Here is a 12742-nt window from a genome sequence, read left to right as displayed (position 1 = left end):
CAGGCGTATGAACCAGCCAAGGACATAGACAACACGAAAAAGGGAGACCGCCACCAGGCGGTCTCCCTTTTCGCATCCCGGACCTTACCGGGCAGGGCCACTCTTGGCCCGTTCAGCGCCTACGGCTGCCCCTGTGCGGGTCTTCTTGGCTTTGGCTGCGCCCTTGCCCATGGTGACGGCTGCGCGGGGGTGTGTGCCTTCGCTGCGTTCTGCGGCGGCGCGTCCCCGGACTTGGGTTGCGTTCGCACCTGTGCCGGCGAGGGATGCGGCGAAGGCTTCCTGGCGTTCCGCTGAGCCGTAGTCGTTTGCTGACGTGCTTTCCGTTTTAAGCCCCTGGTCTTTGAACCGGCGGCTGAGGTTGCCGGTGACGCGGTTCTCGATCTCGCGGCCGACGCTTTCCATGCGGGCGAAGAGTTCCTTTTCGGCTTGCTCGTACCGCTGTTCCACGGGCGTCCTTTCGGACCCTGTGAAGCCTCCCTCTGCCAGGAGTTTGGCTTCGTGCATGTCCTTGGCGGCTTTCACGAACGCGGGATCCTCGAAGTGCGAATCTGCGGCGCCGTTGATGTTCGAGGTGGTTTCTTTGCGGAGCTGGTCGATGTCGGGACCGTTGATGCCGTCCTTGCCGATGAGGAACAGGCGTTCCTGCACCGTGGCGTCCGCGGCCGCCACTGCTGCAGGGGTCTTAGCAGTGTGAGCGGTCTGCAGCGCCTGGGCCAGCTCGGGGTTGGCAAGGTATTCGGCTGGCACCTGGTGGCGTTCCATTTCCGGGGCAAGCGTCACGGCCTGGGCGCGGAGTTCTTCGGCGCGGGCGGCAGCGAGCAGGCCCATGGCCTTCTCGTGTTCGGCGGCCGCCGTACGTGTCTCTTCCTGGCTGCGTTCCAGTGCGTCCTGACGGGCCTTGTCCGTCGCGGCATTCTGGATATCTGACTCCAGGTATCCAGAGTCCTTGCCGGCCTCGCGGGTGTCGATGCCGTAGCGCGTGAAGACTTCCTGTCGGATCTTTTCCGAGGCCGCGAGGGCGGTCGGATCGTGGTCCTTCCAGCCTTCAGCGATGGCGTGCGCCGTGGCGATGTCGTGGGGCTGGGCCTTGTCCCACCACTGGTCCTTATTTACCTGTGCCAGCGCCGCACGCGCTGCGCTTCGGTCTGCCGTGAGGCGGGCCTGCGCTTCGTGCGCTGTCTGGGCATCCTGGTGTTCCTGCTGCCGTTGGGACTCCTGCCGGCGACGGGCCAGCGTCTCGGCAATGCGGGACGCGATCATGAGGGACTGCCGCATTCCGCCGTCCAGCAATTCGTCCATTCCGTCAGATTCACTCATCGTGCTCCCCTTGCAGTTGGTGGTGGTCGTTATCGGTCCAGTACGGGGCCGGACTCCCGGCCCGTGCGCTGGTGGGTTTTGGCCGGCGTTGGTGTGATCGGTACCGCTGACCCTGGACGGATGGGCGCCATGCCGCGCAGTCCAAGTTCTACGGAGTTCGTTGCCGCTGCCTGTTCCGGGGCACCGACGGAGACCGGGCGGGGCATGGTGGCCGCGAACGGTTTCAGCTGCTCTGTGACGACGGCCCGGAGCCGCTGCGCTTCACGGGTTCGTCCGGACTGTTGGTGCATTTCGTGGATGGCGAAGGCAGTGTTCACCAGCTGCAGCATGAGCGCCGATTGTGCGGCCGTCTTGCTCTTGCTGGACGCGGCCATGAACAACATGGCAGTGCCGGCAATGGACGGCAGAGCGACAGGCTTGCTGTGCTGCCGTGGTGCCCGGAGCTGGGCGGTGCGGGACAGCTCGGCGGCGGTGGCCGCCAGCGGACCCGGCGTCGGCTCGAGCCGGTGGGACCATGCCGCGAACGCGCCGGATACCTCTCGCGCTGCTTTAGCCCAGGTGGCGTGATCATCCCGGGGCAGTGTGCGCAGCTGCTCAACGAGTGCGGTCGCGTTCCGGGTGTACTCGACCCACATTTCCGCCGGGGGTGTTCCGTTCTCGGGGCCGGTCCTGGACACGGTGCGCCTGTTGCGGGCCGCTGCGTTCCACTCCGCTGCGGCCTCGGTTGCCAGCTGCGGTGAGTCCATCCACTCTTCACGCAAAGCACCGAGCTTCAGGTCGGAGGCGAGGGTGCCGCCGCCGAACCAGATAGGACGTTCACCCTGCTTCGGGCGTTCGGCCACGGAGTACCCGACGATGACGTCGGTGGTGTTCTTCGCATAGCGCGGACGAACCAGCATCCCGGTGTCACGGGCACGCCTGACGAACTCACCTTCGGTCGCCGAGGAGCTGGCGCTGGCGCGGACTTTCCGGGCCAAAGAGGAGCGGTGCATTTCCCGCTCGTCCCGGACAGCAGTGGCCTTCTCGGCCCGGTCGTAACCTCGGGTGGCGTGCACGGTGGAGAGCTGTTCCAGCCCGTACTTAACTTCCAGCTCACGGCACGATTCCTGAGCCCTCTTGTAGTCGCCGTGGGTGGATGCCTTGGTGCCGTCTTCGCGGACCAGGGAGACGGCCAAGTGGATGTGGTGGTTGCCGTTCTCACTCGTGCCGTGGTTGACCGCGACCCACCGGCAGCGCGCCTTGCCGCTGGTTTCGGTGAAGCCCATGGAGTCCACGAAATCGTTGGCGATATCGCCCCACTGCTGATCCGTCAGGGCGCCTTCTTCGGCGCGCAGGCTCAGCGAGCAGTGCCACACGCTGGCGTCCTTGTATCCGACGTGGACGCGCTCTTTCTTGGCCGCGTCCCACTGCATGTCTTTGATCTGAACCGATACGCCATAAGCCTTGCGCGGACGGTCCAGATGCTTGGCGATTGCCAGGGCATCATCACGGTCCAGGACGCCGTCGTCGTACCACGCCATGATCGCAGCGTCACCGGCTACCAGGCGCGGATCGGAGTGTGCGTTCTTGGTCTTGTTCGCATCCGTGGAAGCGAGGTAAACCATGAGCCCGCCCATGCGCGAACCGCGGGTGATGTTCGGAATCATCCCTACATCAGCCCGTCTATGGCGTCGTCGATGCGCATGGCAACGGAGCGGATATGTTTCAGGGCTTGGTGCGCCTCGGCGGGGAACTCGCTCGTGGCGTTGGCCTGGCGTGCGAGCTGGTTGATGTTGTTGGAGGAACGGGCCAGCAGATTGTGCAGGGACATCAGTTCCGCGATGGCGGCACGCCGTTCGGTAGTCGTCTCCTGCACCTCGGACAATGCCGATGTCAGCAGCAGGTTTGGGACAGTGACTTTCTCCCGTTCAGCCCTCGCGACAAGCGCGGCTTCCTCTTCAACAGTGACCCACAGGTCACGGCGCTTCTTGCTGCCGGCGGGAGAGTTCTCCCGGCGTCGGCGCGACAGATTGAAACGGTGAGTGAATCCCTCATCCGACATTCAATCCATCCCTTCAAAGGCCAGCGCAGCGACCCCGGAACCGGGGACCACACTGACCAGTGTGCCGCACTCGACCGCCAGTGTCGAGCCCGACAAGCCACTTACACCCGTGTAAGTGTATAGCTTGCTCCGGACGGCCATCTTTAGGGGTTTTTTCGCCTTTCGCGCTTGGTCCCCGAAAACCTCCTCCCGGGTGTCAGCGATGGCCGGTAGGGTTTGGGTATGGATATCAACGACATTGCCGCTAAGGCCACCGCGAAGATCGACGCCGCCAGGGACACCAAAGTGAACGCCGTCAAGAGGGCCGCCGCCAGCGGAGTTGAGGTCCAGGAGGCTGCCCAGCTGCTTGCCGCAGCAGAGCAGAAGTACGCCAAGGACTATCAGGCAGCGTTGCGCGCAGACTGGACCGAATCCGACCTGCGGGGCTTCGGTCTGGACGCTCCGGCCAAGAAGGCCGGCGGGCGTCCGCGTGGTCGGAAGGCCATGCAGGAGTCCGTTCCGGCTGCCGGCGGACCTGAGTAGTAGCCCCTCGCCCCCAGGGGCACGGCAAAAGCCCAATCGCTCCGCTGCTTTTCCCGCACACATGGGGACGACGGGACCCAGCTGACCGGCTGTACACAACCGCCAGGAAACCACTGACTCGCACCTCACCAGCGAGACCGGCGGCCATGCACAGCCTGGAAACGGGCCGGTCACCAACGGCAACGTTTCCCATGGTCCAAGACATTCCGCTTCCGACGTCGGCAGAGCGTTGTGGCTGGCTCTTTTCAGCCATAGACCAGATGCGGCTCCGGTGGGCAGATACGACGAAGGCCGGCACCTTCGGGGAACCGGCCTTCGTCGTAACCGTGTTCTTTTAGTCTTCCGCGGTGACGTCGTCATCCTTGATCTGACCGGCCGCGATGCGCTCTGCGGTCTTCGCGAACGCGGCCTCGATGTACGCCGCGAGGTCACTTTCCCGGACCCTCCACACACCCCGTCCACCGAACTGCCCGGCGGGGAGCTCACCGCTGCGAACGAGCGAATAGACCAGTGCACTTTTGACGTTCAGGACCTCCTGAACTTGTTCCAGGGTCAGCATCCTGGGGAACACCGGTACCGTCGTCGACGCAGGTTCCTCGGTCACGTCCTCTGTCCGTTTCGGCATTCTCAGTCCACCTCGTTCCGGTGTTGCAGTTCGTCCCTGGCGCGATGTCCGCGGCAGAGGGATCCGGCCGCCGTGGAGCTTCCGGAGTCATTCCAGCCCAGCTCTTGACGGAAGGATGATCTATCGTTCCAGCCCTCCGCTTCTCTCGTGGTGTGGATGTCTGGTTGAAGGCGCCTGGGTTGACGCCGGCGATGGCCGGCTGGGGCTGGGGCCTGTAGGGAAGCTGGCGTCGTGAAGCTTTCTAAAGCGTGCCAGTGCAGGATCGACGACATCCGCAACGTCAGGCGCGTCGGCGGAGTTCTGCTTCGGTGGCTCAATGGAGGCCCTGAGCTGCCCGTCCAATTCCGCGCACTTCGCGCGGGCGGTGACAAGTTTGGCCTCGTACTTGAACGGTTTCCCGGCCTGGCTCTCGACGTCGGCAAGCACCGCCTGTTTGTCCGTGATGGTTTGGCGCAGCTGGGCTTCGTAATCGGGAAGCCCCGCTACTTTGTTTTCCAGCCGGGTGATGATCCCGGCACTTCCTTCCAACAGCTCAAGTCGGGTAAAGACAAGCGGTGGTGCCGGCACGTCTTTGAGGGTGACAGCGAGGTCCTGGTAAGAGCCGAGCCGGGAGTCGTCGGCCGCGTTTCGGACCTGCAGCTCGTGGCCGCCGAGGGTGGCCATCGTGCCGTGGTCCTGTTTTTGGCGGTAGTAATTTCCGTACTCCGGTGTGTGGGTACGGACCCATTCAGAGATAGCCGTGACGGCCTCCGGACGTTTGGTGTAGCTCTTGCCGCCGATGGTCGCGGTGAAGGCATCCCCGGCCGTCGGGGTGATGCGCGGGAGAGCGGCCTGCAATGCGGGCAGCTTGCTTTCGGCTTTGGTGATGCTGGTTTCGGCGGCGGCCCGTGTCCAGGAGAGGGTGCTCTGTCCTTTCTCGTGGGCTCGTTTGAGCCGTTCGAGTTTGGTCCGGGCGGCGTCGGCCTCGATCTTCTCCATCACCAGCGGGTTGCCGCTGGTCGCTGCCTTGATCTGGGCAGCGTTCAGGGCAAGGTCTCCAACGTCCTCGATCTCGCGGATATCGAGTCGTCCGCGAAGGACCTGCTGGATCATGGTGGCCTTGCGCTGGATCCCATCCCAGGCGGCACTGTCGTAGCTGCCGACGGTGGCGTACTGGAAGTTGTGGACCTCCGCGTTGGCGTTCCGTTGACGGATGATGCGCCCGTCGCGCTGGGTCAGGTCAGCGGGCCGCCAGGGACACGTGACGTGGTGGATCGCTTTGGCGCGGAGCTGGACGTTGGCGCCGGTCCCCATCATGGCGGTGGAGCCGATCAGCACGGCTACTTCGCCGGTGCGGCATTGGGCGAAGAGCTGGGCTTTCTGCTCGGGCTTGGGCGCGTCCTGGATGAACCGGATCTGCTCTGCCTGGATGCCGCCGGCAACGAGCTGGTCCTTGATCTGCTGGTAGGCGGTCCAGACCGGTTTGCCGTCGGTACCGGTGTTCTTGGATGGTGTGCTGAGGTCGCAGAAGATGATCTGCAGCGCACCCTTGTTCGCCGAAGGGATCCCGGATTCGAAGCTGGTTTCGTACTCGTTCTCCCGGTTCTCCTCCCAGACTTTCAGGGTCTTGGCGACCACGTGGTCCAGCTTCGTCCCGGATTCGGGTTCGATGCCGACCATGCGCAGGTCCAGGGCGGCTTTGCGGCCGTCGTTGTAGACACTTAGGGCGTTGTCCGCGCCTTTCTCAGCCCAGCCGGAGAGGGAATCCAGCCGGTCCGCGAGGCCCTTCATGTATTCGGCCAGTTCGGGCGGTTGCGGGATCAGCACCAGTTCCGGCTGCCGTTCCCCGTCTCCGGGCCGGCGGGCGAGGTCCGGCTTTTCGAGGTAGGTCAGGTCTTCGGAGAGCTTCACGTCGGCGAAGACGTGGAAGGACCGCAGCATCTCGGGGACGTTCTTGAATTTCGCGAAGCGCGGCTTGTTCTTCAGCCGGCCTCCGGCGTCCATCTCGATGGCGGTGACGGTTTCCCCGAATGTCGCTCCCCAGACGTCGAAGTTCTCCACACCGGCAGCCTGAAGCAGGTCCGGGCGCAGGTAGCGCTGCATGACGTGGGCTTCGGTGATGGAGTTGGCAATCGGTGTGCCGGTCGCCATCGTAACGACGCGTTCCCCGTGGGTGCTGCGCAGGTATTCGAGCTTCAGGTGCATGTCCGTGGCCCGGATGGACCCGGCGATTTCTGCGCCCTTGATGTTGGTGACCGTGCGCAGGTTCTTATAGTCGTGGGCTTCGTCCACGAACAGGTAGTCCACCCCGGTGTCCTCGAAAGTCAGTCCAAGGTCCGGCGCGGTGTCCATGAGCTTCTTCATGCGCTCTTCTTCGGCCTGGAGCTTCGTTTCAAGCTTCTTCACCGTCGTCCGGTCTTCGCCTTCGGCCCGGGCGTTGACGATGGTCTGCCGGACGTCGGCGATGATCGACTCCTGGTAGGCCTCAATGGTTTCGGCTTTCACGCCGATGCTCTTGAAGGCCTGCTGGGTCATGATGATGCCGTCCCAGTCGTTCGCCGCGGCGCGGGCCACGAACTGCCGGCGCGCGGACAGGTCTCCGCTCTTGGTCTTGATGTCATCGGACCCTGCCGAGAGCAGGCGGGCCTGCGGGTACAGTTCCAGCCACTCGCGGGTGAACTGCTCCAGCATGTGGTTCGGGACGACAACCATGGGCTTGGAGGCCATGCCCAGGCGTTTGAGTTCCATCGCTCCAATCACCATTTCGGCGGTCTTGCCGGCCCCGACTTCGTGGAAGAGGCCCACAGCCGGTTCGGAGATGATGCGAGCCACCGCGGTGCGCTGGTGCGGGTGCGGGGTGAAGGACTTAGCGAGCCCCGGAAGGGTCAGGCGGCCGCCTTCCTTGGTGTAGTCGCGCAGGGCCAAAGAGTTGAAGCGGCGGTTGTATTCGTCAATGAGCCGGCTGGCGCGTTCGGGGTCTTCCCAGACCCACTCGGCGAAGCGTTCCTGCAGGGCCTCGGCCTTTTCCTGGGCCGCTTCGGTTTCTTCGAGATTGGCGACGGGTTTGCCGTCCTCGTTCTTGTCTTCGACCTGAATGCTCTTTTGTTCCAAGATACTTTGCAGCAGGTCCGGGGCCGGCCGGCGGCCCGTTCCCCACTCGTTCGTGGAACGGACTGTTCCCCGGTTGGCTTTGACCCGCCAGATGCCGCTGCCGACGCTGGTCACGCTGGCGTTGGGATCGGCCAGGATGTCCTGGACGAAGCGTTGGTGTTCCTCGGGGGAGATCCAGACCGCACCGATGCGCGCCTCGACGTCTTCCATGCCGACCCTCGGCGGTTGGACTTCCTCCAGTGCGGTGACGTTCACGCTCAGGCGCTCGTCCTCGGCCGCTGCCGCACGGGCAGCTTCGAGCTTGGTCCGGACGTTCCCGGACAGGTATTCCGGTGCTGTGACGAGCTCGCCGGTTTCCGGGTCATCGAACACGAGCGTGCCCAGCTTCTCGCGGGCTTCCTCTTCCGTGACGCCCAGCAGGTCCGCGATCTGTTCCAGCTCTGGGGCGCCGTAGGTGTCCAGGGCGATGGCGAGGGCTTCGTCAACGGTGTCCGCGCCCATGAGCGGCTTGCGGGCCACCACCTGCCGGTGCTGAAGCAGGCCAGCCGGTGTCGCCGTCTGCGTTTCGTCATTGAATTTTTCCAGAGCACCGGGAAGCGCCCCGAAAGGGTCCTCGGACATCAGCAGCCGGAATGCAGGCGCTATGCGACGGGTGACAATGTCATCGCCGGTCTCTTTATCCGTGCGAACCGATTCGGTGTAGCGGTTCACCGGCCCGTACTTGCCCACATAGGTGGCATAGCGGGCGGTCAGATTAGCCCGCAGGGTTTCCAGCTCGGGGGTGTCCTCGTTGTCCGATGCTTCCATTTCCAACAGCGACCGTGCACCGTCGCGCAGTCCCAGCAGGTCCCGCATCTCTGCAGCATGCTTCTTGGGCACGGGGAGATCTTCTTGTTCCCCGCTGCGGGTGATGGTGAAGGTTCCGTCGGGTTGGGCGGTGATGGTGCCGTCCCATTGCTGCCCGGCGACCGGCAGCAGAGCCACCGGGGTTTTCCCCGGGGCCGGCTCGGCAGGGGCGTGGTTCAGGCCGCGGTCCAGTGCTTCCTGGACAACGACGTCGAGCCGCTGGGCGAGCAGCTGCGGGACAGCAGCGAGGTCGTCGGCTTTGACGCTGACGGTTTCCTCCCCGTACATGCCGTTCCCGACGGTGATCTGGCCCAGGATGTTTTGCGGGTTCAGATCAAAGTAGTTGTTGATCTTCACGTTGCGGCCGTCGATGATGACGGGGCCGACAGATTCCCAGTCTGTGTTGGCAGGCTCCCGGCCCGGCTCGCGCTTGCGCAGCAGCAGCAGGTCAGTGAGTGCTTCGGTGCCGGCAGCTCGCCGGTGGGCGCCGGTGGGCAGACGCACGGCTCCCACCAGATCCGCCATGGCACTCATCTCCCGCCTCGAGGTGGGGTTGGTTGCGTCCATGGTGAAGCTGGAGGTCAGCACGGCGACGTAGCCGCCCGGTTTCACAGCGGCCAGGCTCTTGAGGATGAAGTGGTTGTGCATGGAGTGCCGGGAGTCGGCGTTGTGGGTCTTGTCGTAAAGCGTGTTCTTGCTGAACGGGACGTTGCCGACGGCGAGGTCAAAGGAGTTGGTCTTGATCGGGGTGTCCGCGAAGGACTCGCTGCGGATCGTCGCGTCAGGGTAGAGGCCCCGGGAAATTGAGGCTGTCAGCGGATCAAGCTCCACGCCGGTCATCCGGGCGCTTTCCGGGGCGAAACCAATGAACGTTCCCGCGCCGGATCCGGGTTCCAGCACCTCTCCCCCGGTGAAGCCGAGCCGGTCAACGGCGGACCAGATTTCCTTCACTAGGGCGGCATCGGTGTAATACGCGTTCGTCGTGGTCCGCGACGCTGCGGCGTACTCGCGCTCGCTCAGGACTTCCTGCAGCTGGGCGCGCTCGGCCGCCCATTCGGTCTTATCGAACAGCTGGGGCACCGCTCCCCAGCTGGACCACCGCGCCAGGGAACGCTGCTCTACCTCGGTGGCCGGCCTCTGCTGGTCTTCCAGCTCCCGGACGATGCGGATTGCTTCAACGTTTGCTGCGAAGCGGGCCTTCTGTCCCGATGGCGCAAGGTCGGCCTGGGATGCTGGGCGGAACCGTCCAGCCGTCGCAACCGCTGCCGGCTGAGGTTCGGTGTCTAGCTCTCCTCGTCCTCCTGGGCCCCGTAGGCCGGCTCCATCTCCTCCGGCTCCGCGGGAAGGCTGGCGTAGATCATCTCCTGATACACCATCTCGCGTGCCCGCAGCTTGGCCATGTTCACCATCCCGATGAACTCCATTGGCTCTTCCTGGCCGCGCATGGGTATCAGTTCTGCGCTCAGAGCCACGATCGCTTCCTGGATCTCCCTGCCCAAGGTCGAAAAGTGTGTCTCGGGGTCCGCTATCTGTGCGAAGCTCTCCGGGTCGTGATTCTTCATAGTTTCCATGGCGTGTCTGCCGTGCTCGTTCATTTACTACCTCTTCCGGTTCGGCCCACAAAGACTCCAGACTCAGCTGACCCTCAATGTGGTTCTTAGATTTCCTCGGTGCCATGCGCGCCGTCCCCTCCGTTTGCCTCCACGCTAGCGAAGGCCCCGATGGATTAACAGCCGCACCCCCACTTACTGGGGCCGCTGCTGCGCTTCAAAGACGCCGGCGGCTAGCGACGTGAGGGGTGAACCCGGGAAGCCGCAATCCTCCGGAGCTCTTCTTCGGTTAGGAGATAACTCTTCCTGCCCGTCTTTCGGGACTTGTTTTGCTTCACTTCGCGGTACTCGGTCAACATCCGAGAGTAAATGGGAACCGACTGGTGATGAGAGTTCCCGCGATCCGGGCCGAGTACGAAAGCTTCCTGTTCGGTCCATTTATCGTCCTGCACAAGGAAGCGCACGTAGTCGGACATCTGGCCTTCCAGGGCGTCATTGTGATCGAAACCGTCGAATGTCAGAGCTCGCTGAAGTGATTCATCAATCACTACCCCCTGCTCCTGCAGATCGTTGATGCTGTAGAGCGCTATCCGGAACATTTCGAGAACGTCCATGACGAACTCGCTGTTGCGAGGGCTCAGCTCGGGGCGAAGGCCGGCGAACTCCATCCAGTACTCCTTGGTGAAGCCACGTTCAAGAACTTTCGCCCGCTCAAGCTGGTACTCCCTGTCACCATCCACGTCGTTCGCGTCCTCGGGCAAAACCCGACCGAGAATCCGATGCAACAGTGACAGCGTGTGTCGGTCGAGAGCTGACAGCGTGTCCGGTTCCAAGTCCTTATCCCTCTCGCTCTTACCCCGTTCATCTTCTCGGAATGCAAACACTGCGTCCTGGAGACGATCTCGAACAAAGTCGCTCAGCGTCTGGCGTTCCTCCTCCGCTTTAGCCTGCAAGGCATCCCTTATTGCGTCGTCAATGCGTACCGTGATCGTTGCCATCAATTTTCCTTCCCAGTCGTCATGTCTTACAAAACCTACTACATGTAAGACAGGAACGGGGCTGCAGGACGGAGGGCTTACTTGCGAGGATGCAGCCTCCTAGAGATCAGAGCGCAAAACAATGACGCCGTCCTCACACCAAGCCGAGATACTCAGGCTCATTGCGGAGCGCTCAAGCGTGAGGCCAACGCTTGCAGTCATTGCTTGTATTGCCCGTCTCCCCAGGAATGCGGGTTTACGTCGACCAGATCGCTAGGCTTATCTTGTAGCCAAAAGAGGACGCCCTATGAAGACCTGCTGCGCGACCTCCTGGCAGCTGATGCTTAAATGGCTGAAGCCCGCGGGAACGGGCTTCAGTAATCGGTATCAGTCAAACTGAACCGGGGTGTATACCACTACACACTCTCTAGGTTATGCCCCTTGGGCACTCGGTATCCAGTCCGGTGACCAGCTCGCGGGCGTAGCCCGGTTCCTTCGTGTTTTGAAAGGAGCCGCTTTCAATGACTAAACACGCCAAGCGTCAGCCCCCTTGGGCCATGTTCAGCTTTTTCGTGAATGTCCTGCGGTTGATCCTCACCGCCTGGCATTGTCACTGGCTTTAGCCATGCAGGACTGCCGGGGCCGCACAACAGCCCCGGCAGTTTCGCCAGGGCTCGGGCAGCTCGACATCACCGTGCATCAGGTCCGGTGTCAGTTTTCGAAGTCGGCTGCACGGAATGTCCACCCTCGTCTGCACGTCCCACTACATGTCCGTATGGGGATCCTTGAACGGGCGCTACTGATAGGTTTGCTCGGACCAGCTGGGCCAAGCAGCTGATCCAGAATCAAGGTCCATGCCCTGCAGACTTTCTGGACCTGACCTGGATGCCGGGGACTCCGGCACCTAGACCGCAACGTCGTGAGTTTTGCACCGTCAACGACAAACTTCGGGTTTCCGTCGCCAGCGGATTTATTTGGCCATTTCGAAGGGGGCGGCCGGCTTGGACTGGAAGGGAGCACCTACGAGCCATGATCCGCTTTCCTGCACCAGGGGGAACCAGGTCTTCATCTGCCCCTTAAGCTTGCCGCCCTCCTTGCAATGAACGATGACGTCCACAGAGGACTCGAAGCCCGGAACTTCGACCTGGTTCTCGTCGGTCAGAGTGAACAAAACATTAGCGACCGGCTCGACCTCATACGGCTTGTCGGAGTCCGTGCAGTGTTCCCCGGCCTCGGTTATGTAGGTGTGGCTGCGGTTCCCTTCTTTGTCTGTGCGGCCGCTGCTCAGAACAGGGAGGGACTTGTTGTTAGCCCAATCCGATTCCAGGTACTGGACACCCCCGGCAGTTATGAAGGGCTTCAGCGCGTTGGAAACTTCGATGAAGTTTTCTTCTTTGGGAACGAAGCCTTCCACGGTGTATTGGGGGAACTGATCGAACGTGACGTTCAAAAACTTGTTCCCGGCCTCGGCTGCGGCCGCGGCGATGGCCCGGTCCTCACCGAACATCAGCACCCACGTCTCCCCGAGCATGACGGTCGCTGGATCGAGGCTTGAAGCGGGAGTCTTGGCTGCCTCCACCGCAGGAACGGGCGACTGTGTACCGTTCGAATTCGGTGCCACTTGGCAACCCGCGACGGTCAGCGCCAGCATAGTCAGGATTACGGAAAGCGTTATTGCTTTGGTGCGTCGTGTGATATTCAAGTAAGTCCCCAATAGGTGTGCAGGTGAGGGTGGGCGCCGAACAGCAGCCCACCTGAGTTTGGTGTTGCTCCG

9 protein-coding genes are annotated in these 12742 nt (G+C 62.8%); 1 reads left to right on the top strand and 8 read right to left on the bottom strand.

What is annotated here, in order from left to right:
- Window positions 1-84: 84 nt before the first annotated feature.
- From ACZYZ5_RS18555 to mobC, 3 genes are read right to left on the bottom strand one after another with little or no spacing between them, the layout of a single operon-like run.
- Window positions 85-1317, bottom strand: coding sequence for a hypothetical protein (locus ACZYZ5_RS18555; protein ID WP_463903722.1), 1233 nt, complete (start codon window positions 1315-1317; stop codon window positions 85-87).
- Window positions 1318-1346: 29 nt separating this feature from the next.
- Window positions 1347-2963 (bottom strand): relaxase/mobilization nuclease domain-containing protein, encoded by a 1617-nt coding sequence (locus ACZYZ5_RS18550; RefSeq protein ID WP_463903721.1) that lies wholly within the window; start codon window positions 2961-2963, stop codon window positions 1347-1349.
- 2 nt (window positions 2964-2965) lie between these two features.
- Window positions 2966-3358 carry a plasmid mobilization relaxosome protein MobC gene (gene mobC / locus ACZYZ5_RS18545; RefSeq protein WP_463903720.1) on the bottom strand — a complete coding sequence of 131 codons (393 nt, stop codon included), beginning with the start codon at window positions 3356-3358 and terminating at the stop codon, window positions 2966-2968.
- A 222-nt stretch (window positions 3359-3580) separates the two neighbouring features.
- Between mobC and ACZYZ5_RS18540 the strand changes: the two genes are divergently transcribed.
- A complete protein-coding gene (locus ACZYZ5_RS18540) occupies window positions 3581-3880 on the top strand; it encodes a hypothetical protein (RefSeq protein WP_463903717.1) in 300 nt (99 codons plus the stop codon).
- 334 nt (window positions 3881-4214) lie between these two features.
- Here the strand turns inward: ACZYZ5_RS18540 and ACZYZ5_RS18535 are convergent, their stop codons facing one another.
- From ACZYZ5_RS18535 to ACZYZ5_RS18515, 5 genes are all read right to left on the bottom strand, one after another.
- Window positions 4215-4505, bottom strand: coding sequence for a helix-turn-helix domain-containing protein (locus ACZYZ5_RS18535; RefSeq protein ID WP_083266733.1), 291 nt, complete (start codon window positions 4503-4505; stop codon window positions 4215-4217).
- 120 nt (window positions 4506-4625) lie between these two features.
- Window positions 4626-9521, bottom strand: coding sequence for a helicase-like domain-containing protein (locus tag ACZYZ5_RS18530; RefSeq protein WP_463903714.1), 4896 nt, complete (start codon window positions 9519-9521; stop codon window positions 4626-4628).
- A gap of 203 nt (window positions 9522-9724) precedes the next feature.
- Complete coding sequence (locus ACZYZ5_RS18525) at window positions 9725-10036, bottom strand: hypothetical protein (protein ID WP_463903712.1); 312 nt, start codon at window positions 10034-10036, stop codon at window positions 9725-9727.
- Between the two features lie 188 nt (window positions 10037-10224).
- Complete coding sequence (locus tag ACZYZ5_RS18520; protein WP_463903710.1) at window positions 10225-10989, bottom strand: YfbU family protein; 765 nt, start codon at window positions 10987-10989, stop codon at window positions 10225-10227.
- A gap of 949 nt (window positions 10990-11938) precedes the next feature.
- Window positions 11939-12670: a hypothetical protein gene (locus tag ACZYZ5_RS18515; protein ID WP_463903708.1), complete on the bottom strand. Its 732-nt coding sequence runs from the start codon at window positions 12668-12670 to the stop codon at window positions 11939-11941.
- Window positions 12671-12742: the final 72 nt, after the last annotated feature.

It is taken from the genome of Pseudarthrobacter ribosi (genome assembly GCF_055412865.1).
Note: the sequence above shows the minus strand (reverse complement) of the source record. Positions and strands in the feature narration are given on the sequence as shown.